The sequence below is a fragment of the Agromyces laixinhei genome (genome assembly GCF_006337065.1).
Taxonomy (GTDB): domain Bacteria; phylum Actinomycetota; class Actinomycetes; order Actinomycetales; family Microbacteriaceae; genus Agromyces; species Agromyces laixinhei.
Genome location: NZ_CP040872.1, coordinates 247,855 through 268,439, shown reverse-complemented (window position 1 = coordinate 268,439; position 20,585 = coordinate 247,855). Strand labels below are relative to the sequence as shown.

The 20,585-nt window shown below is 70.1% G+C and carries 16 protein-coding genes; 6 read left to right on the top strand and 10 right to left on the bottom strand.

Annotated features, from left to right (window positions below):
* Positions 1 to 24 precede the first annotated feature (24 nt).
* Both FHG54_RS01310 and FHG54_RS01305 read left to right on the top strand, forming a co-directional pair.
* Positions 25 to 492: a GbsR/MarR family transcriptional regulator gene (locus FHG54_RS01310; protein WP_139415544.1), complete on the top strand. Its 468-nt coding sequence runs from the start codon at positions 25 to 27 to the stop codon at positions 490 to 492.
* A gap of 32 nt (positions 493 to 524) precedes the next feature.
* Complete coding sequence (locus FHG54_RS01305; protein ID WP_139415543.1) at positions 525 to 1,751, top strand: amidohydrolase; 1,227 nt, start codon at positions 525 to 527, stop codon at positions 1,749 to 1,751.
* A gap of 356 nt (positions 1,752 to 2,107) precedes the next feature.
* Here the strand turns inward: FHG54_RS01305 and FHG54_RS01300 are convergent, their stop codons facing one another.
* On the bottom strand, positions 2,108 to 3,466 hold the full coding sequence (locus FHG54_RS01300; RefSeq protein WP_139415542.1) for an MATE family efflux transporter: 1,359 nt from the start codon (positions 3,464 to 3,466) through the stop codon (positions 2,108 to 2,110).
* 128 nt (positions 3,467 to 3,594) lie between these two features.
* Between FHG54_RS01300 and FHG54_RS01295 the strand changes: the two genes are divergently transcribed.
* The 3 genes from FHG54_RS01295 (at position 3,595) to FHG54_RS01285 (ending at position 7,685) form a co-directional block, all read left to right on the top strand.
* Positions 3,595 to 5,652 carry a M13 family metallopeptidase gene (locus FHG54_RS01295; RefSeq protein WP_139415541.1) on the top strand — a complete coding sequence of 686 codons (2,058 nt, stop codon included), beginning with the start codon at positions 3,595 to 3,597 and terminating at the stop codon, positions 5,650 to 5,652.
* 85 nt (positions 5,653 to 5,737) lie between these two features.
* Positions 5,738 to 6,643, top strand: coding sequence for a serine hydrolase (locus FHG54_RS01290; RefSeq protein ID WP_232331670.1), 906 nt, complete (start codon positions 5,738 to 5,740; stop codon positions 6,641 to 6,643).
* Between the two features lie 154 nt (positions 6,644 to 6,797).
* Positions 6,798 to 7,685 carry a hypothetical protein gene (locus FHG54_RS01285; protein WP_139415539.1) on the top strand — a complete coding sequence of 296 codons (888 nt, stop codon included), beginning with the start codon at positions 6,798 to 6,800 and terminating at the stop codon, positions 7,683 to 7,685.
* Positions 7,686 to 7,826: 141 nt separating this feature from the next.
* Here the strand turns inward: FHG54_RS01285 and FHG54_RS01280 are convergent, their stop codons facing one another.
* The 5 genes from FHG54_RS01280 to FHG54_RS01260 all read right to left on the bottom strand — a co-directional run bounded on the left by FHG54_RS01280 (position 7,827) and on the right by FHG54_RS01260 (position 13,905).
* A complete protein-coding gene (locus FHG54_RS01280; protein ID WP_233437830.1) occupies positions 7,827 to 8,597 on the bottom strand; it encodes an esterase/lipase family protein in 771 nt (256 codons plus the stop codon).
* A gap of 131 nt (positions 8,598 to 8,728) precedes the next feature.
* Positions 8,729 to 9,136 carry an NUDIX domain-containing protein gene (locus tag FHG54_RS01275; protein WP_139415538.1) on the bottom strand — a complete coding sequence of 136 codons (408 nt, stop codon included), beginning with the start codon at positions 9,134 to 9,136 and terminating at the stop codon, positions 8,729 to 8,731.
* Positions 9,137 to 9,141: 5 nt separating this feature from the next.
* Positions 9,142 to 10,026, bottom strand: coding sequence for a polysaccharide deacetylase family protein (locus tag FHG54_RS01270; RefSeq protein WP_198165971.1), 885 nt, complete (start codon positions 10,024 to 10,026; stop codon positions 9,142 to 9,144).
* A gap of 7 nt (positions 10,027 to 10,033) precedes the next feature.
* Positions 10,034 to 12,601, bottom strand: a complete 2,568-nt coding sequence (locus FHG54_RS01265) for a phosphatidylglycerol lysyltransferase domain-containing protein (protein ID WP_168197056.1) — start codon at positions 12,599 to 12,601, stop codon at positions 10,034 to 10,036.
* A gap of 5 nt (positions 12,602 to 12,606) precedes the next feature.
* Positions 12,607 to 13,905: an alpha/beta hydrolase gene (locus tag FHG54_RS01260; RefSeq protein WP_139415536.1), complete on the bottom strand. Its 1,299-nt coding sequence runs from the start codon at positions 13,903 to 13,905 to the stop codon at positions 12,607 to 12,609.
* 197 nt (positions 13,906 to 14,102) lie between these two features.
* Between FHG54_RS01260 and FHG54_RS01255 the strand changes: the two genes are divergently transcribed.
* Complete coding sequence (locus FHG54_RS01255; RefSeq protein ID WP_139415535.1) at positions 14,103 to 15,488, top strand: glycine--tRNA ligase; 1,386 nt, start codon at positions 14,103 to 14,105, stop codon at positions 15,486 to 15,488.
* Positions 15,489 to 15,525: 37 nt separating this feature from the next.
* Here FHG54_RS01255 and FHG54_RS01250 read toward each other — a convergent pair whose 3' ends face one another.
* The 4 genes from FHG54_RS01250 to FHG54_RS01235 all read right to left on the bottom strand — a co-directional run bounded on the left by FHG54_RS01250 (position 15,526) and on the right by FHG54_RS01235 (position 20,566).
* A complete protein-coding gene (locus FHG54_RS01250) occupies positions 15,526 to 17,217 on the bottom strand; it encodes an HNH endonuclease (protein ID WP_139415534.1) in 1,692 nt (563 codons plus the stop codon).
* Positions 17,218 to 17,345: 128 nt separating this feature from the next.
* Positions 17,346 to 18,278, bottom strand: coding sequence for a GNAT family N-acetyltransferase (locus FHG54_RS01245; RefSeq protein WP_139415533.1), 933 nt, complete (start codon positions 18,276 to 18,278; stop codon positions 17,346 to 17,348).
* The gene (locus FHG54_RS01240; RefSeq protein ID WP_139415532.1) at positions 18,256 to 19,656 is read right to left on the bottom strand and encodes a glutamyl-tRNA reductase; all 1,401 of its coding nucleotides are present in this window, start codon (positions 19,654 to 19,656) and stop codon (positions 18,256 to 18,258) included. Before FHG54_RS01240 ends, FHG54_RS01245 begins: the two co-directional genes overlap by 23 nt.
* Before the next feature lie 82 nt (positions 19,657 to 19,738).
* A complete protein-coding gene (locus FHG54_RS01235; RefSeq protein WP_139415531.1) occupies positions 19,739 to 20,566 on the bottom strand; it encodes a hypothetical protein in 828 nt (275 codons plus the stop codon).
* Positions 20,567 to 20,585 lie beyond the last annotated feature (19 nt).

Below are 20,585 nucleotides of genomic sequence, written 5' to 3'. Positions count from 1 at the left end.
GCCGGTTCTGTGAGGATGGGGAGCATGGCGCGAGACGAACAGGCGATGCACGAGTTCGTCGAGCAGTCCGCCGCGGCGATGGCCGAGGCGGGCTTCCCGCGCATGCCGGCTCGCGTGCTGATGGCGCTCATCGCCGCCGAGTCGACCGGCCTCACCGCGCGGGAGCTCGGCGACCGGCTCGTCGCCAGCGCCGCGGCGATCTCCGGGGCGGTGCGGTACCTGCAGACGCTGCGCATGGTGCGCCGGGTTTCGCAGCCGGGGTCGCGCCGGGTGCTCTACGAACTGCCCGAGCATGCGTGGTACACGGTCACGATGGGTGCGAACCCGCTGTACGACCACCTCGAGGCGCTCGCGTCGAAGGCCGTCGCAGCGATCGACGACCCGGCCTCGCTCGCCTCGCAGCGCATCGAGGAGATGAGCGACTTCTTCGCCTTCATCCAGCGTCGCATGCCCGAGTTGCTCGTCGAATGGCGCGCCGAGCGCGCCGAGTGATCGGGCCGAACGTCGCCCGTAGGCTGGCCCCCATGACTCTCGATCTCGCCGCCGTCTATCGCGATCTGCACGCCAACCCCGAGCTCTCGTTCCAGGAGCATCGAACCGCCGGCATCGTCGCCGAGACGCTCGCAGCGCTCGGGCTGACGGTGACCACCGGCATCGGCCGCACCGGAGTCGTCGGCGTGCTCGAGAACGGTGACGGCCCGATCGTGCTGCTCCGCGCCGACATGGACGGACTACCCGTGCTCGAGGCGACGGATCTGCCGTACGCGAGCACGGCGCGCGGTACCGACGCCGACGGGCACGACGTGCCGGTCATGCACGCGTGCGGTCACGACGTGCACGTCACGTGCCTGCTCGGCGCGACCGAACGACTCGTCGCCGACCGCGCCGCGTGGTCGGGCACCCTCGTGGCACTCTTCCAGCCCGCCGAGGAGTGGGGCGGCGGCGCCGAGGCGATGATCGCCGACGGACTCTACGACCGGGTGCCGAAGCCCGACATCGTGCTCGGGCAGCACGTCGCGCCGTTCCCCGCCGGGTTCGTCGCGGTGCGCGGGGGCGTCGCGATGGCCGGTGCCGACTCGCTCACCATCCGGCTGCACGGCACCGGCGGCCACGGCTCTCGCCCCGAGACGACGGTCGACCCCGCCTATCTCGCGGCATCGACGGTCGTGCGTCTGCAGGGCGTCGTCTCGCGCGAGCTGGCAGCGACGGATGCCGCGGTGGTGACGGTCGGCCAGATCCACTCGGGCCTGAAGAACAACATCATCCCGGCGGAGGCGACCCTCGGACTCAGCGTGCGCACCTTCGACGAGACCGTGCGCACGAAGGTGCTCTCGGCGATCGAGCGCATCACCCGGGCCGAGGCCGTGTCGGCGCGGGCGCCTCGCGAACCCGAGTTCGACTACGAGGAGCGGTTCCCGGTCACGGTCAACGACCCGGCGGCGACCGAGCGCACGTCGGAGGCGTTGCGCGAGGTGCTCGGCGCGCAGCGGATCATCGACCCCGGCGTGATCTCGGGCAGTGAAGACGTCGGCGTGCTCGCCACCGCCGCCGGCGTGCCGCTCGTGTACTGGTTCCTCGGCGGCTCGGACCCCTCGCTCTTCGGCGACGCTCTCACCACGGGCCGCATGCCCGAAGACCTCCCCTCGAACCACTCGCCGTTCTTCGCGCCGCTCATCGAACCGACCCTCGACGTGGGAGTGGCCGCGCTCGTCGCCGCGGCTCGGGAGTGGCTGGACGACGCAGAGGCCTGATCGCCGCCGCGGCCCGCGTCGCCGACTCGCGTCGCCCGCCCGCGTCGCCGACTCGCGTCGCCCGCGTCGCCCGCCCGCGTCGCCCGCCCGCGTCGGAGGCAATGAATCACGTCGGAGGACGCGCCCCCGCTGCCTCCGACGGAACCCGTGACCTCCGACGGAGCCCGTGACCTCCGACGGAGCCCGTGACCTCCGACGGAGCCCGTGACCTCCGACGGAGCCCGTGACCTCCGACGGAACCCGTGACCTCCGACGGAACCCGTGACCTCCGACGGAACCCGTGACCTCCGACGGAACCCGTGACCTCCGACGGAACCCGTGACCTCCGACGGAGCCCGCCCGTGCCCGCCCCGCGCCTACCGCCCGGCGCCGGTGACCATCCACGCCGCACCCCGCGCCCTGAGCCCCAGCGTGACCGCCCGCGCGCCGAGGTAGCCGATCGCGAACGCAGCCATGAGCCACGCCGGCCCGGCAGCGCCGGCCGGAGCGACGGCGACGACCCACAAAGCCAGCGGCACGAACACGGCGAGGTTCACGATGCCCGTCCAGGCGAGGTATCTGGCATCGCCCGCGCCGATGAGCACGCCGTCGAGCACGAAGACGATGCCGCCGAGCGGTGCCGAGAGCGCGAGCACGACGAGCGTCGGGGGCAGGAGCGCCGCGACATCCGCTGAGCTCGTGAACAGCCCCGGCAGCACCCAGGCCGTCGCAAGCAGCAGGCCGCCGACCACGGCCCCGCTGCCGACGCCCCACTGCAGGCACCGGCGCAGCACCGCGCGCACGCCGGCGACGTCGCCCGCGCCGAGATCGCGGCCGACGAGGGCCTGTGCGGCGATCGCGAGGGCGTCGAGCGCGAAGCCGATCGTGAAGTAGATCGTCATCGCGACCTGGAACGCGGCGAGCTCGTTCGAGCCGAGCGACGTCGCCGCCCACGTCGCGAGCAGCAGCGCGAGGCGCAGGCTCAACGTGCGCAGGAACAACCAGCCGCCGGATGTCGCTCCGCGCAGCACTCCCGCATGATGCGGCCACGGGCTCGCACCGGCGCGGGCGGCATGCCGGGCGACGACGACGAGGTAGACGGCGACCATGCCCCACTGCGCGACGACCGTGCCGACGGCCGCGCCCGCGATGCCCCACCCGGCGACGTAGATGAAGAGGTAGTTGAGGGCGATGTTCACGGCGAAGCCGATGCCGGCGACCCAGAGCGGCGTGCGCGTGTCTTGGAGCCCGCGGAGGAGCCCGGTCGCCGCGAACACGATGAGCATCGCCGGGAGGCCGGCCATCGAGATCGTCAGGTAGACGGATGCCTCGGCCGTCACCGCCTCGGACGCGCCGAAGAGCCCGACGAGCACGGGCGCGGCGAACCATCCGGCGACGGCCAGCACGGCGCCGATGCCGAGCGCGAGCCACAGCCCGTCGATGCCCGAGGCGACCGCACCCCGCACATCGCCGAACCCGACTCGGCGCGCGACCGCCGGCGTCGTCGCGTAGGCGAGGAAGACCATGAGGCCGATGATCGTCTGCAGCACCGCACTCGCGAGTCCGAGGCCGGCGAGGGGCGTGGCCCCGAGGTGGCCGATCATCGCGGTGTCGGCGAGGAGGAAGAGCGGCTCGGCGATGAGGGCGCCGAGCGCGGGCACCGCGAGGCGCAGGATGTCGCGATCGACGGTCGCGCGCGTGCGATCCGCCAGGGGTTCGCGGCTGGGTTCGTTCATGGGCGTCTCGAGCCTACGGGCGCCGGACGACACCGACACCGACACCGCCGACGCCGTCGGCTGGGAGTTTCACGCGGCTTCGACTCGCACGCGTGCCCCTGCACCGGGCCGCCGCATAGGCTGGAGGAATGACCGCGCTGCCCTCAGGAATCACGCAGGACGAACTCGATGCGGGCATCCGGCCGCAAGACGACCTCTTCCGCCATGTCAACGGCAGGTGGATCGAGCGCACCGAGATCCCGGCCGACAAGGCAAGGTACGGCTCGTTCCTCGTGTTGCACGAGGAGGCCGAGCAGGCCGTGCGCGAGATCATCGAGGAGTCGCAGGACGCCGAGCCCGGCACCGAGGCGCGCAAGGTCGGCGACCTCTACGCGAGCTTCATGAACGAGGAGCATGCCAACCTCCTCGGCGCCACCCCGATCGCCGGCCAGCTCGTCGAGGTCGACCTCATCGACTCGGTCGACGCCTTTCTCGCCACCCTCGGCCGGCTCGAGCGCCAGGGCGTGCCCGGATTCCTGCAGCTCTACGTCGACAACGACCCGGGCGATCCCGAGCGCTATCTCGTCTTCGTCGAGCAGGGCGGCATCGGGCTGCCCGACGAGAGCTACTTCCGTGAGGAGCGGTTCGAATCGGTCCGCGGCGCGTACCGTGCACACCTCGAGCGGATGCTGCGGCTCGCGAAGCTCGACGCATCCGAAGAACGTGCCGCCCGCATCTTCGAGCTCGAGACCGCCATCGCTGCGGCTCACTGGAGCAACGTCGAGACTCGCGACAGCGAGAAGACCTACAACCTGTTCTCGTGGAGCGACGCCGTGGCCGAGGCATCCGTTCGGCAGGCTCAGGGCGTCGACCTGAACACCTGGCGCGACGCGATGGGCGTGCCGGCCGGCGCGTTCGACGAGATCGTGCTGCGCGAGCCCTCGTTCGTGCAGGGCCTCGGCGCTCTCTTGACCGCAGACCGCCTGCCGGCGTGGAAGGACTGGCTCGCCTGGCAGATCGTGCGCGGCAGCGCCGCGTACCTCTCGAACGACTTCGTGGAGGCGAACTTCGACTTCTACGGCCGCACGCTCACCGGCACCCCGCAGATGCGCGAGCGCTGGAAGCGCGGCGTCTCGCTCGTCGAGGGGGCCATGGGTGAGGCGGTGGGCCGCATCTACGTCGAGCGGCACTTCCCGCCTGCGGCGAAGGAGGCGATGGACGACCTCGTCGCGAACCTCGTCGAGGCCTACCGCCAGTCGATCGGCGGGCTCGAGTGGATGGGCGACGCGACCCGTGCGAAGGCCCTCGACAAGCTCGAGAAGTTCACGCCGAAGATCGGGTTCCCCGTGAAGTGGCGCGACTACTCGGTGCTCGAGATCACCGACGACCTCGTCGGCAACGTGCGCGCCACGGCCGAGTACGAGTTCAACCGCGAGCTCGGCAAGATCGGCAGACCGCTCGACCGTGACGAGTGGTTCATGACGCCGCAGACGATCAACGCCTATTACAACCCGGGGTTCAACGAGATCGTCTTCCCGGCCGCGATCCTGCAATACCCGTTCTTCGACGCCGAGCGCGATGCCGCGGCGAACTACGGCGCGATCGGCGCGGTCATCGGGCACGAGATCGGGCACGGCTTCGACGACCAGGGTTCGAAGTACGACGGCGACGGCCGCCTCACCGACTGGTGGACGGAAGCCGACCGCACCGCGTTCGAAGAGCGCACGTCGGCGCTCATCGCCCAGTACGACGCGCTGGTTCCGGCACAGCTCGAGGCCGCAGGCGACGGCGAGGCCGCAGGCGACGGCGATACGGATGCCTCGGGGGAGGCGGCCGGATCGAGCGGGCCCCACCGCGTCAACGGGGCGCTCACCATCGGAGAGAACATCGGCGATCTCGGCGGCCTCGCGATCGCCTGGAAGGCATATGTGCTGTCGGTGCAGGGCGCTGAGGGAGGGTCGAACGTGGGCCCCGTGATCGACGGACTGACCGCCGCGCAGCGCTTCTTCCTGTCGTGGGCTCAGGCCTGGCAGATGAAGGGCCGTGACGAGGAGGTCATCCGCCTGCTCGCGATCGATCCGCACTCGCCGAACGAGTTCCGTTGCAATCAGATCGTCAGGAACATCGAGGAGTTCTACGCTAGCTTCGAAGTGACTCCCGACGACGCGCTCTGGCTCGACCCGGCCGAGCGTGTGACGATCTGGTAGTCGAAGAGACAATCGAGACATCTCGAGCGCGCCGCTTCGCGGTGGGGGAGCGCCGACCGTGAGGGAAGGCTGTGGAATCACCGTGGTGACGTCGTCTCAAGGATCGGAGCGGCGCGCACGGCATAGTGACATCCGGCGCGGCAAGCATCGCACCGACGATGCGGGCGAGAACTTCGCCCGTGGGTTCGACGCACTCGGCGAACTCGCCATCGCGGGTGTGCAGGTCTCGGCTCGGGCCACCGACCTCGCGACCGGCAAGGTGCTCTTCTCGGTCGACGACCATGTCGTGATGCCGACGGCGTCGATCGGCAAGGTGCTGCTGCTCGTCGAGGTCGCGTCGCGGCTCGTGGGTGACAGCAGCGAGTCGTTCACCGTGCTCGATCGTGCCCCGCGCGACGCGGTCGGCGACTCGGGCATCTGGCAGCACCTGCAGTCGCCGTCGCTTCCGCTGGCCGACCTCGCGGCCCTCGTCGGGGCGACGAGCGACAACCTCGCGACGAACGTGCTCATCCGCCACATCGGCCTCGAAGCCGTGCGCGCCCGCACCGAGGCGCTCGGTCTCACGCGCACGGCGCTGCTCGACCTCGTTCGCGATCACCGTGGACCCGATGACGCCCCGCAACTCTCGATCGGGCCGGCGAAAGAACTGACCTGGCTCTTCGCCTCGCTCGCCCGCGGCGAGATCGTCTCGCCCGAGGTGTCGCAGCGCGTCGTCGGCTGGCTCTCGCTGAACGCCGACCTGTCGATGGTCGCGAGCGCATTCGGGCTCGACCCGCTCGCGCACCGCGAACCCGACCACAATGTGCTGCTCATGAACAAGACCGGCACCGACGTCGGCGTGCGCAGCGAGGTGGGCGTGCTTCGCGGCCCTCGGGCGAGCGTCTCGTATGCCGTGTCGATGTACTACGCCGACACGATGATCTCGTCGCGTCTCGCGGTGCTCGACGGCATGCGCCAGGTCGGCCTCGATCTGCTCGAGTACGTGCACTGAGTCGCGCGTTTCGCGCGGCATGCCATGACACGCGCACGACGTGTGACATGGGGAGTACTCCCCATTCGGATGAATCACTCCGTTTCGATAGGATCATCGACGGTACCCTTCCGGGTTCCGTCGACTCCGCACCCGAACCGAAGGACTTTCCCCAGTGGCAATCTCCACATTCCGTCTCCGCACCGGCGCCCTCGCCGCCGCTGCCGGCCTCGTGCTCGCCGGCTTCGCAGTGGCCTCGCCGGCTGCAGCCGAAGAAGTGCCCGCCCCCGTCATCGAACTCGACCAGACCAGCTTCCCCGCAGGCGACTGGGAGGACGGCTTCACCGTCACCGGCTCGGGCTTCACGGCCGGCGCGGACGTGAACCTGCAGCTCAGCATTTCCAGCGGGCCATCCTCAGGCGAGGGTGCGACTCTCGGGTCGCCAGTCGTCGCAGACGCAGCGGGCAACATCAGCACGCATGTCACGCCGACGAATGTGGCCGTCATTCCCGACGCGGACGGATACCCGAAGTACTCGGTCGGAGCTTCCCAGTCCGTTGACGGTGCGAACGTCTACTCGAACTGGGTTGCCTTGACGATCACCGCTGGCACCTCAATCACGTTGCCCGATGCCGTTTCGCCCGAGAGCCTCGCGGCCGGCATCACGGTGAAGTTCGCGGGCTTCCAGCCCGGTGAAGCCGTTCGGTATTCGGGTGAGCTCTTTGTCGCCGGGGACCTGACCGTCGTCGATGGCGAAGCCGCAGCAGACGATGCGGGCGCCGGGTCGTTCGTCCTCGCGCTCGCGGGCGCGAAGGTCGGAGATGGGCTCCACATCAACCTGGCCGGACAAGAGAGCGAGCGCGCGGCGGAGGCCTACGTGTCGGTCACCGAGGCTCAGGCTCCTGTCGTGCCGGCTCCCGCGGCTCCCGCTCCGGCCGCGACCGGCCCGCAGCTCGCTGAGACGGGCGTCGAGCTCGGCATCGGATTCGCGGCCCTCGCGCTCATGGTGCTCGGCGCCGGTGCGATCGTCGTGACGCGTCGGGTGCGCGGCGCCCAGCGCTGACCCACTGAATCAGTGAGACGGGGGCGATGCCGAGCGGCATCGCCCCCGTTCTGCGTCAACGGCCGCTCCCTGACGACCGCTCCCTGACGGGCCGCTCCCTGACGGGCCGCTCGATGACGGGCCGCTCGATGACGAGGCGACTCACGACGGGTTGGCTCGAGCGGCCGTCGGAGCCAGGGCTTCCACTGCCGCGACGACGGCCTCCCGTGTCTCCGGTGCCGAAAGAATGCGGAAGTGCCCGGCGACGGGTACCTGCACGTTCCTCGCACCGGCGAGCACGCTGCCCTCGGGCACGTGCGGGTCGAACGTGCCGAAGACCGACACGATCTGCGAGTTCACGGATGCAGCGCCGGCGAGCTCCGTGATCGTCGCTCCGTCAGGCAGGAACTCGCGCAAGCCCGGATCGAGGAGATACCGCGCGAGCCGCGATCCGCCGAACGGTGTGGCGACGGCGACCACTCCGTGCAGCCCGAGTCGCCGGTCGACATCGCCGACCAGGATGCGCTTTCCGACGAGACCGCCCTTGGAGTGCGCCACGATGACGAGGCCCGCCGTGGGCGTCGGGATCCGTTCGAGTGCGCGGGCGATGCGCGTCGCGGTCTCGAAGATCCCGAGCAGGTTGGCGCCGAGTCCGTGAACGACCCGCACACGATAGCCGCGGCGATTGAGCTCATCTCCGAGCGGGGCCATGAACGACCAGTGTTCGTAGACGCCGGGCAGCAGCAGTATCGTCGGCTTTCCGACATCGCCCGTCGGCCACCGCTTCGACGCCTTCGGCAGCGCGAGCACCCGCAGCTGCTGCTTCGCCGCATCGACGTAGTCGAGTGCCCACCAGCCCGCCGCGGCGAGCGGGGAGAGCGGGGCCGGCGGTTCGGCCACCGAGCCGGCGAGCGGGGCGTCGTCGGTCGACATGTCCGCAGTCTACGAGAGCGCCGCACGTCTCCGAGAGCGCCGCACGTCTCTGAGAGCGCCGCACGTCTCCGAGCGCGCTGCACGTCTCCGAGCGCGCCGCACGTCTCCGAGCGTGCTGCTCGCCGGCACCGTCAGTCGATGAGACCCGCTGCCGCGAGCCGCTCGAGCACCTCCGCACCGGCGGGCGGGCAGCGACCGACGTCGGCGGTCGTCACCCAGTGCAGGCTGCCGACCTCGGCCGAGGCGAAGGGCGCGGCATCCGTCTCGGCGCGGAAGACCCGCATGCGCACGAGCCGGCCATCGGGCTCGCCGTGCGCCGCCGCGACGACCTCGAAGAGCTCGACGAGCCGGGCGGGGTCGAGCACGAGGGCGACCTCTTCGAGAGCCTCACGGGCAGCGGCCTCGGCGGCGGTCTCGCCGTCGTCGATCTTGCCGCCGGGCATGTAGTACACGTCGCGACCCCGCGCGGTGACCATGAGCACGTGGCGATCGCGAACGAGCGCGATGGCAGCGACGCGGATGTCGGTGAGTCGTGGCATCCGCTTCAGTGGTACTCGCTCGAGAACACGTCGTTGAGCGTGACCGTGGCGAGGCCGCGCTCGGCGATGATCGCGTGCAGCTCGTCGAACACCGTCGTCACGGGCATGAAGTTCAGGTGCCCGATCACGATGTGCTGCGGCAGGAACCACTCGCGGGCGAAGTCGACGATGAGCTCTGCCGGGATCTCGCCGGAGTCCGACAACGTCCCGTGCCACATCGTCGGCACCGTGTAGCCGAGGTCGGCGGCGATCGCGTCGACCCGATCGTCATGGAACCCGAACGGCGGCCGGAAGAACGGTCGCGCGTCGACGCCGAAGGCCTCGGCGACGAAGTCGTGGCAGCGCTGCAGCTCGTCTGCGACGCCCGCGTCGTCGAGGCTCGTGAGGTCGGCGTGCGACCAGGTGTGATTGGCGAGCTGCACCTGCCCCGACGCGATCAGCGGGGCGAGCGTCGTCACGTTCTCGTCCCATGCGGTGTAGGTTCCCGTCACGAACATCGTGAGCCGTGTGCCGCTCGATGCCGCGAACGCCGCGTACGCGGCGATGACCTCGGCGCTGGCACCGTCGTCGATGGTCCACGCGAGGAGCGATCCCGCGCCGGGCAGCGAGTCGATGGTGCCGTTCGGAGCGGGCACCCTGGCGTTCGGCGGCACCGGCGACAGGTCGACGGGCTCGGGCGGCAGTGTGGCCGCAGGGCGAGGGCGCTCCGCGGGCGTCGGCGTGGCGTCGAGGTCCGCCCTCGAGGCCGGGGCGCACCCCGCGAGCGCACCCACGGCGGCGGCCGCGCCGATCGTGAGCACGGTTCGGCGACTCGGCAGCCGCGTCGGCGTCGGCAGCCGCGTCGGCTGCGGCTGCGGCGTCGGCAGCGGCGTCATCCGTCGTTCCGTCATCGATTCGTCATTCCCTCGTCAGCGTCTTCACGAGCGCCACGGCCTCGGACGGCGAGACCTCGGGCAGGTACGCCTTGCCGACCGCGAGGCCGATCGTCGGCAGGGCGACCGGGTCGGGGTAGGCCATCGAGATGGTCTCGTACTCGGGGTTGAACTTCGCCTTGAAACGGAACAGCGACGAGAACCCGTACGCCGGTTCGAGCGTCTTGGCGAGGAACTCGAGCAGCCGTGTCATCACGGTCGGTTCCGGCGGCGTCTCGCCCGGCTCGAGCGGCTTCGTCGCGAGCGGGGCGCCGGAGAGGCTCAGGACCTCCGCTCCCTGTTCCTTCATGTGCAGCGCCGCCGAGGCGATGAGGAACTCCATGATGCCGTTCATGCTGCCGTCGGCCCTGCGCATGAAGTCGATGGTCCAGCCGATCACCTCGCCGTCACGGTGCACGGGCAGCCAGCTCGTCACGGCCTGCAGCCGCCCGTCGGGCCCGACCGCGAGCATGAGCCGCACCTCGGAGTCCTTCAGCTCCTCCATTCCGCCGAGCGTGAAGCCCATCTCGGGCAGCTCCTTCTCGGCGACCCACTCCTCTGAGATCGCGTTGATCTCGGCGACGGTCGCGAGCGGCAGTTCGTTCCAGCTCGTCCAGACCGTGGTCATGCCCTCCTTGATGCCGCGGTTCAGTGCCTGCCGTACCTTCTGCCAGGGCTTGCCGGTCAGCTCGAGGCCCTTCGTTCGCACGAGGGTCTCCTCGCCGACCGACATGTGCTCCCACTCGAGCTCGTCGAAGACCGGCAGGTACTGCGGGTGCACGCTGTAGAAGACGGGCACCCAGCTGTGCGCATCGCAGAAGGCGGCGAACTCGCGGATGACGCGGCCGGCGTTCTCTGGCGTGCAGATGGGGTCGGACATCGTGATCGCGACGCCGTTGATCACCCGGTACGCGACGGCGGAGTCGCCGTCGTCACTGAACCAGATGTCGTTGCCGGGCCACGTCGCCATGAAGCCGAGCGTGCCGCCGCCGTTCCGGTGCAGGAGCCCGCGGAGCCGCGCGTCGTCGGCGGTCTCGGCGACGGTGGCGCGCTGCGACATGAGCCGGATCGCCGCGGCGATGAACACCGCCCAGAACACCGGGCCGACCGCTTGCGCGAGGAGGCTCGTGAGGTCGTGGCCGGGAAGCACGATGGGATCGACCACGGCGAGGAAGTGCGGCGGCACGAACCGCTTGAGCGTATCGAGCAGCACATCCCACCCGTTCGCGGCCGGCCAGTACTCGTCGATCGTCGCGAGGCCCACGACCAGATACAACGTCGCGAGAATGACGAAGGCGCCGATCACGGCCGCGACGAACCGTGCGAACGCGCCACGAACCGCGCGAATCTGGAAGTGCCGTCTCGTGACGATGAGCATGACGATGATCCCGATCGGCAGCGCGAGCACCGCGAGGAGCCAGACGATCAGCTCGCCGAGGTCGAACACCGACCAGGAGCCGTCGTCGATGTCGGCGGTCGTCACGGTGACGTCGAATGCCGTGCGGGCGAAGAGCAGGATGGCGGCGTTCACCGCGATCGCGAGCCACCGGGCGAATCGGCGCCCGCGCCGCAGGCCCCACGCGGCGAGCAGCAGGAGCAGCACCGGCACGAAGGAGAGCAGGAACATGCCGAACCCCTGCGCGCTGAGCAGGGCGAGTTGTGACGTGCACTCCTCGGAGCGGGCCGCCGCTTCGCCGCCGCACTGCGCCATCACGGCCGCGAGCGTGAGCGGCTCATCGGCGTACAGGTACGATCCGAAGGCGAACGGCGTGAGCTCGGAGCGATTCACGAGCGCGACGATCGGGCCGATTCCGGTCACTGCGACGACCGCGGCAACCAGGGTGCGAGTCTCGCGATGCGAGCTGCGCTTGGCCGACAGGGTCGAGGAGTCGCGGGTGAGGAGGGCGCCGAGGAACAGGCCGACGATCGCTGCGGCCAATCGGTAGGCGTTCGATGAGTCGCCGTCGTAGAGCACGAACACGAGGATGAACGCCAGGGTGATGACACGGATGCGTCGGCGCCAGAGCATGCCCATGAACGCCGTTGCCGTGATGAGCGCGCCCACGATGCCGGCGAGCGGGTCGAGGGTCAGGTCGGCGGCTGTGCCCGCGGCCCACCACTCGCCGGCGAGCGAGCCGACCCACTGGAGCCCGGTGCCGATCGCGACGCCGAGGCAACCCGTCACGAGGAACGCGACGATCGTGCGCCAGGTGCCCATGCGTCGTTCGGCCACGCCGAGCAACAACACCGCGGCGAGCACGCCGAACACGAGCTGGAACGGGTCGAAGGGGATGACGAGTGCGGTTGCGACGGTCCACCACCGGCCGCCGTCGATCGTGGTCGTCACCCCGGCGGCCCAGGTCGAGGCCGTCTCGTGCGATGCGGCGCCGAAGAACGTGCCCGTCGCGATCGCCGTGACGATGAGCAGCACCGCGAGGGCGATGCTGAAGGGAACCCGTCGGATGAATCCGCCGAACGTCTCCGCGGTGGAGCGCAGCCGCCCGCTCGGCTCGGTGTCCTCGGCGCTCCCGGCGCCGTCGGTCTTCTCGGTCATCTCTGTCATGGGGCCGCCAATCCGAGTCTGGGTGCGAGCACGTCGAAGCCCTTTCCGAGCCCGCCGGTGAGGGCCACGACGTCATGGTCTGCGCCGGGCACGAGGAAGAGGGTCGTCTGCATGGCGGCGGCGGTCGCGGCATCCGCCAGCCGTTCGGTGCCGCCCACGAACGCGCTGTCGCCCTCGCCGACCGTGAAGACGGCGACCGAGTCGGGGTAGGGGGCCTTCGCGGCCATGATGTTCGCGGGCTTCACCATGTCGTAGGCGACCTGGTTGCCGTCGAAGACCTCGGCCAGAACGTCGTCGGGGTGCTCGGCGCCCGGGTACTCGACCGGCGAGACGGCGAGCAGGTTGCCGAAGACGTCAGGGTACTTCGCGCCGAAGTACGCTGCGCAACCGCCGCCGTTCGAGTAGCCGGCGACGGTCGTGTACTGGCGGCCCTGAAGTACGCCGAGGCGTTGCTTCGCCCACGGCACGACGTCGAGCATGACATAGCTCTCGACCTTGCCGAGACTGCTGTCGAGGCAGAGCGGGTCGTCGCTCGGGTCGCCCAGCTGGTCGACCACCAGGGCGATCGGCGCGAGTCCGTCGTGCTCGGCGGCGAACTCGTCGAGCACGTCGCCGATGAAGCTCGCATCGGGGTCGCCGGGCTGGCCCATCATCATGATGACGAGGGGAAGGCGCGGGGCATCCGCCACGAGTGCGGCCGGAGGCAGGTAGATCTGCGCCGGTCGGGCTGCGAACCCCGACACCGTGTTCGGCACGCCGCCCTGCACGATGCCGATCTCGCCGGTTGCCGGCAGGTCCGCCGGCGGGACCCACGTCGCGTACAGCGGCTCGGTCGGGTCGACGATCGTCGCCGGGTCGGGCATCGGCGGGTCGATCGTGTCGGCCGTGGAGATGTGGAACATCGAGCCGAGCGTTGGACTCAGCCCGTATGCGGCGTTCACGCCGAGCGCGGCGGTCGCGGCGAACAGCGGGATCGCGAGCACGGCGATGAGTTTGCGCCACCACCGCGAGTGCCAGAGGTTCCAGATCGCGACCGTGATGCCGGCGAACGCCGCCGGCACCCAGAACCAGGCGGAGTCATCGACCGGGCCTCCGAACGAGTCGAGCACGTTCACGCCGATCCAGAGCACGGCGATGCCGATGAGCGAGCCGAGGATGAGCAGCATGATGACGGTGAGCACCCACGCCCAGCCGGGTCCCCGGAAGAGCAGGTACACGAGCACGATCGCCGCGAGCGCGTACATCGCGATGAGGAAGGGTCCGTCGATCACATCGAGTTCGAGTACGAATCGCACGCAGCCCCCTCAGCCGAGTCGTGTTGGCGCCAGCGTACCGATCGAGGGATCGTTCGCGGTCGCGACCGCCCGTAGGATGGTGACACCGTGTCGATTTCCGGCATTCGCAGCTTCGGCATTTGCCGGTTCGGTATTTGCCCGTCTCGGCGTTCGCCCGCTTTCGGCGTTCGCCCGATCCCAGGACCATTGGAGCCACCGTGGCCGCACCCAGCCGTCTCGAATCCGTCATCGCGCTCGCCCAGCACCGGGGCTTCGTCTTCCAGGCAGGTGAGATCTACGGCGGATCCCGTTCCGCGTGGGACTACGGGCCTCTCGGCGTCGAGCTCAAGGAGAACATCAAGCGGCAGTGGTGGCGGTACATGGTCACCGGCCGCGACGACGTCGTCGGTCTCGACTCGAGCGTCATCCTGCCGAAGCAGGTCTGGGTCGCGTCGGGGCACGTCGGAGTCTTCACCGACCCGCTCGTCGAGTGCCTGCACTGCCACAAGCGGTTCCGCGAAGACCACCTGCTCGAGGCCTTCGAAGCCAAGAAGGGCCGTGCCCCAGAGAACGGCATGGGCGACATCGCCTGCCCGAACTGCGGTACTCGCGGTCAGTGGACCCCGCCTCGCGACTTCAACATGATGCTGCAGACCTACCTTGGTCCGGTTCAGGATGAATCCGGGCTCCACTACCTTCGCCCCGAGACCGCCCAGGGCATCTTCACGAACTTCGCCAACGTGCTGCAGGCTTCGCGCATGAAGCCGCCGTTCGGCATCGGGCAGATCGGCAAGTCGTTCCGCAACGAGATCACGCCCGGAAACTTCATCTTCCGCACGCGCGAGTTCGAGCAGATGGAGCTCGAGTTCTTCGTCGAGCCCGGCTCCGACGACCACTGGTTCGAGTACTGGCTCGACTACCGGTGGGACTGGTACGTCGACCTCGGCATCGACCCCGAGAACCTGCGTCGCTTCGAGCACCCCGCCGAGAAGTTGTCGCACTACTCGAAGCGCACGGTCGACATCGAGTACCGCTTCGGCTTCACCGGTGGTGACTGGGGCGAGCTCGAAGGTGTCGCCAACCGCACCGACTTCGACCTCACGACGCACTCGGAGCACTCGGGCAAGGAACTCTCGTTCTTCGACCAGTCGAAGAACGAACGGTGGATCCCGTATGTGATCGAGCCTGCGGCGGGTCTGACCCGCTCGCTCATGGCGTTCCTCGTCGACGCGTACCACGTCGAAGAAGTGCCGAACGCGAAGGGCGGCGTCGACACCCGCACCGTGTTGCGTCTCGACCCGCGCCTCGCGCCGGTGAAGGCCGCGGTGCTGCCGTTGTCGCGCAACGAGAAGCTCTCGCCGCTCGCGCGTGAGGTGGCGGCGTCGCTGCGCAAGCACTGGAACGTCGACTTCGACGACGCCGGTGCGATCGGTCGTCGTTACCGTCGTCAAGACGAGATCGGCACCCCGTTCTGCATCACCGTCGACTTCGATTCGCTCGACGACAACGCCGTGACCGTGCGTGAGCGCGACAGCATGGAGCAGGTGCGCGTGCCGCTCGCCGAGCTCGAGGGATTCATGGCCGCACGCCTTATCGGCGCGTAGCGCTCGCGGCAAGCCGCTTCTCACGCTGGACAGTGCCCTACCCAGGAGCCGCAAGCGCGCGTTCAGCCTGGGCCTGCCTCGTACCGGGCGTGCCGGACGTGCCGGGCGTGCCGGACGTGCCGGGCGTGCCGGACGTGCCGGACGTGCCGGGCGTGCCGGGCGTGCCGGACGTGCCAGACGTGCCGGACGTGCCAGACGTGCCGGGCGTGCCTGACGTGCCTGACGTGCCGGGCGTGCCTGACGTGCCGGACGCGCCGGCCTCGTGCGCCCCAGACGCCCAGTTCGAGATTGTCGGCAAACGCTGCGGTTCGACTGGGTTGACGATGTCGGCCGGCGTCTTCGAACGCATCAGCCGGGGAGTCTGCTCGGGATCGACATCGACCGGCGGAATGAGCCAGTAGGTCGAGTCTCTTCGCCGAACCTCCCACCCCTGGTTGTGGTACCGGAGATGATCTCGCCTGCAGAGCAGGATGCCGTCGGCGATGTCGGTTCGGCCGTCGTCGCGCTGCCAGTGCTCGATGTGATGCGCCTCGGTCCATGAGGGTGGACGGGTGCAGTCGGGGTCGAGACAACCGCCGTCGCGTACTGCGAGAACGGCCTTCTGCGTGCGGGTGTACAACCGTTCGTCGCGCCCGAGGTCGAGGCATGCACCGGTCTCGTCGAAGAGGATCGGCAGGTAGCCCTCGCAGAGTCCGGCGTGGATGTTGCCGAGCGGAATGCGATCGGGGTGCCCCTCGATCGCGCCCGAGCCTTTGCCGGAGCTGAGCGACGTCGCGTTCACCACGAGCCGTACCGAAGGCTTCTTCGCATCGAGCACTCGTGAAGGGTCGACGCTCGCGCCCGCCCGAAGGAGCTGCACGAGACCGTCGGCGGCATCGCGCTCGCGAGCGGCTCTCGCTTCGGCGAACCCCGAGTCACCGTGAACCGGGTCGCCGAAGCTCCGGCGCACAGGCGCGGAGACGCGGCGCGGATGCGTGAGCTGATCGAAGACGGCCTTCACGAGCATGCCGCTCTCGGCATCGAGCTCGAACTCGCCCCTCACCATGCCGTCGGGCTTGACCCACACGCGCCAGAACTGCCGCTCGCGTTGCCGGTCGGCGCGTTCGGCCACGCTCGCTGCGTCGATGCGATCGCGCACCTGCCGTGCGTATCGCCGAGCCGCGTCGGCGTGCAGCTCGCGGCACTCGCCGATGACCGTCTCGAGAGCGGCGGAGAGTGCCGCATCGTCGCCGTCGCCGCCGGGCTCGCCAAGACCGGATCGGATCGCGTCGGCGACCGCCACGGTGAGTGCGCCGCTCGTGACCGCCGCGCCCAGCGCTGCAAACCAGGGGGTTGCAGCTTCGGGCACCAGCGCTGCGAGTTCGGGATCGATTCGTCTCGCGGCGTCGAGCTCGGCCGCGGCCTCGGTCTCGGCGACCATCTGCCCGACACCGACCAACGCCGTCGTCTCGCGCTTCGTCGCATGCGTGATCGTCTGCAACAACTCGCCGGCGCTCGCGTGACCGGTTCGCTGTGCAAGGCCCCGGATGCCGAACGCGACCTTCGATCGTCGGACGATCTCGGCGGCGGCGAGGGCCTGCGCACGTTCGACCGCGTGCTTGAGGGAGGTGATCGCCTCGACGGCGTCGACGAGCGCCGGGTCGTCAAGGGCGCTGAACGTGCCCGGAGAGGTTGCGCTCGCCGACAACATGGCGGCGATGCCGCTGTAGTCGGGGAGCGTTTCGGTCATGCTTCATTGTCTCGTGAGCCGCCGACATTCGAACGTGTGTTCCACAGCCTGTGGATAACCCTGTGGAGAATGGCCCCCCGCCTGCTCGCGCCCGCCTACCCGCGCGCCGCCCGCCTACCGGCGCCCGCCTACCAACCCGCGCGCCGCCCGCCTACCCGCGCCGCCGCCCACTCGCGTCGCAGCACGCCGTAGAGCGCAGTGTCCTGCCACTCGCCGTCGTTGAACTGCTCTTCGAGGATCGTCGCCTCGCGCCGCATGCCGAGGTGCTCGCACAGGGCCGCCGATGCGGAATTGCGTGCATCGAGGAACGCCTGCACCCGATGCGGCCGCAGCGTCTCGAACACGAAGTCGCGGATCGCCGCGGCCGCCTCTCGCGCGTAGCCCTTGCCCTGGAAATCGGGGTGCACGACCCAGCCGAATTCGAGCTGTGCGTGCTTCTCGCTCGACACGCGCACCATCATGTCGCCGATCACGCGGGCGCCCTCACCCTCACTGCCTTCACCCCCACCGGCGTCGACCGCACCGGCGTCGACAGCACCGGCGTCGACCCCACGGGCGCCGACCGCACCCGCACCGGCGTCGACCGCACCCGCACCGACCGCGGCTTCACCCGGTAACGTCATCGCAAGCACGAAGAAGTCACCGTCGCCCGCGAGCGTGCGCGCGGCGGCGCGCTTCGCCGTGTGCGCAAAGGCCTCGGCCCGGTCGCGTTCAGGCCACGGCAGGTACCTGAGCACCTCGGGCATGCGCTGGTACTCGAACACATCGGGGGCATCGGATGCCTCGAGCGGCCGCAGCACGAGACGTTCCGTGGTGATCGGAGCGCCGGTCAGCGCAGTCGCATCGAACGGCAGACGAAGCGCGGGTGGACCCTCGGCCGCAGCCGCAGCCGCGGCCGCAGCTGCACCCGCAGCCGGGCCCTCGGCCGCACCCGCAGCCGGGCCCGCACCCGCGGCCGGGCCCGCAGCAGCACCCGCAGCTGGGCCCGCACCTGCAGCCGCCGCGCGATCGCTCGGCGACGGCACCGTCGCCGTGTCGTCAGGCGCGGCGTTCTCGTGCATCGCCACGAAGCGTATCGCGTGCCCCAGACACGCGCTCTGCGGCATCCGTTTCGGCGACGACGCCGAAGACTGCGGCGAGACCGTCGATCCAGGCCCGCTGCTCGCCTGCTCGCGCGAGTTCGCGTGAGCGAACCATGGGCGTGTGCAGCAGCACGCCGGCCATGTGCCGCAGGGCTTCCTCGGTGCGGCCGTCGTCGTCGCCGCGACTACGGGCGCGTTCGATCTCGCCGTCGAGGAGGTCGAACACGTGGCGTCGCAGTGCGACGGCGGCGGGCGCGACATCCTGCTCGTCGCGGGCTTCGCCGAACGCCCGGGCCGCGCCGCCGACGATCGCGCGCGCGGCATCGGTCGCGCCGAACTCCTCGAGCGGTGCGTGGATGCGGATCGTCTCGAGATCGAGCAGTTCGACGCCCGGCACCTCGACGACGTCGGGTGCGACGTTTCGCGGGAGTCCGAGGTCGATCACGAGCTGGCGCTCGACCGCCGCTTCACCCGGCTCGGCGACGAGGCCGAGCGGTCGCGCTGCGAACACAGGCGAACCGGCGGCACCGCCGGCAGCGGATGCCTCGAGGCCCGCCCTGCCCGCCTCGAGCAGCGCCCGGTCGACGACGTGGTGCTCGGCAGTGGTGCACGTCACGATGACGTCGGCGCTCACGGCCGCGGCGGCGACATCGCGGAGAGCAACCGCTTCGATGCCGTGATTCGCGGCGAACTTCGCGGCACGACCCGAGGGCGAGAAGACGCGCACGTCGGTGACGCCTCGGTCGCGGAGCGCCGCGAGCGAGGCACCCGCGAACCGGCCGGTGCCGACGAGCAGCACTCGCGTCTGCGCCCAATCGGTGATGCGGCTCTCGGCGAGTTCGAGGGCGAGGCGAACGACCGAACGCCCTTCGTTGCCGATGCCGGTCTCGTTCTTCACACGCCGCGAGATCTGCGAGGCGCGCTGGAACAGCCGTTCGAGATCGGGCGTCGTGGTGCCCTCGCTACGGGCGCGTTCGAGCGAGCGACGCACCTGGCCGGCGATCTCGCCCTCGCCGACGACGACCGATTCGAGGCCGGATGCCACCGAGAACAGGTGGCCGGCGACGGCGTTGCCGTGCACGAATCCGAACGTGGTGCGGAGCTGCGCGGGCTCGAGTCCGGCGACGGCACCGACCGAGCGGATCGCCTCGTGCACCGCGGGAACCGGCGACTCGCCTTCGGCCGCGTCGAGGTCGAGGTAGGCCTCGAAGCGGTTGCACGTGGCGACGATGACGGCGCCCTGCACGGCTGAGTGACCGCTGCGGATCCGCGGGCCTGCGGCATCCGCGGTCGCTGAAAGCCGTTCGAGCATGTCGAACCCGGCGTTCTTGTGACTCGCGGTCAGGCAGATGAGCACGAAGGGGATTCTACCCTTGGCCGGATTCGAATTCGCCGGTGGTGACTTCGCGCGAAACCCTGGTGCGTGGTGGACGCCGGGTTCACCGCGTGCTGAGCATCTCGCGCTGCGCGACGGACCGGCCCTGCGCGACTGACTCGCGCTGCGCGACGGGCTGGCCCTGCGTGATGATCTGGATCGGCGCGGTGAGCGGAGGCAGTTCGAGCCCCTCGGCGGCGAGCGCCTCGCGGTGCTTCGCCTTCCAGCAGCGCACGACGGCGAAGAACGGTGCATCCGAAAGCGCATATCGGCCCGGGCGCTCGGCCGCCAGCACGATCGGCAGCTCGACGCTCACGCCGCCGCGGCGCACGCGCAGTTCGAGCACGGAGAGCACCGTGCCGCCGGCCACCAGCGAGTCGCTGCGGATGCTGCGAACCTCACGCCATGCGAAGCTCGCCGCACGCCGGGGGCGGCGTCCGCCGTTCCAGAAGGTGACGCCGAACTCGTCGACGACGATGGAGAAGCGCGCAGCGAGCCTGACCTCGCGCGAGTCATCCGCTGCCAGTTCGCCGAGGCCGGCCAGGAGATCACGGCGACGGATGCCGCAGCTCACGTCGCCGCGAGCGACGGTTTCGAGGGCGCGACGTCGAGTGCGGGCCCGGCCGCGCTCGGCGAGCCTCACGAGGATCCAGACTGCGGTGGCGACGAGCGCCGTGACGGCGACGATGACGGCGAGCCGGTCGGCGCGCGGGACCTCGGGCAGGCCGAGCATGAAGCGCTCGAGGAAGGCGGAGCCCGCGATGAGCCCGCCGACGACGACCGCGGCGGCAGCGGCGACGAGGAAGGTGATGCCGGCGCGGCGCTGTGCGTTCATCGCGCGACCACGGCGGATCGAGCGGGCGGCTCCGACGGCGCGGGCGGGGTATGACACGACGGGACATCACACGACA

Excerpts from the sequence above, each read along its gene's own strand:
- FHG54_RS01300 (WP_139415542.1), bottom strand. The coding sequence starts at position 3,466 with ATGAACGAACCCAGCCGCGAACCCCTGGCGGATCGCACGCGCGCGACC.
- FHG54_RS01265 (WP_168197056.1), bottom strand. The coding sequence starts at position 12,601 with ATGACCGAGAAGACCGACGGCGCCGGGAGCGCCGAGGACACCGAGCCG.
- FHG54_RS01295 (WP_139415541.1), top strand. The coding sequence starts at position 3,595 with ATGACCGCGCTGCCCTCAGGAATCACGCAGGACGAACTCGATGCGGGC.
- FHG54_RS01310 (WP_139415544.1), top strand. The coding sequence starts at position 25 with ATGGCGCGAGACGAACAGGCGATGCACGAGTTCGTCGAGCAGTCCGCC.
- FHG54_RS01250 (WP_139415534.1), bottom strand. The coding sequence starts at position 17,217 with ATGACCGAAACGCTCCCCGACTACAGCGGCATCGCCGCCATGTTGTCG.
- FHG54_RS01280 (WP_233437830.1), bottom strand. The coding sequence starts at position 8,597 with ATGTCGACCGACGACGCCCCGCTCGCCGGCTCGGTGGCCGAACCGCCG.
- FHG54_RS01270 (WP_198165971.1), bottom strand. The coding sequence starts at position 10,026 with ATGACGGAACGACGGATGACGCCGCTGCCGACGCCGCAGCCGCAGCCG.
- FHG54_RS01275 (WP_139415538.1), bottom strand. The coding sequence starts at position 9,136 with ATGCCACGACTCACCGACATCCGCGTCGCTGCCATCGCGCTCGTTCGC.
- FHG54_RS01245 (WP_139415533.1), bottom strand. The coding sequence starts at position 18,278 with ATGCACGAGAACGCCGCGCCTGACGACACGGCGACGGTGCCGTCGCCG.
- FHG54_RS01305 (WP_139415543.1), top strand. The coding sequence starts at position 525 with ATGACTCTCGATCTCGCCGCCGTCTATCGCGATCTGCACGCCAACCCC.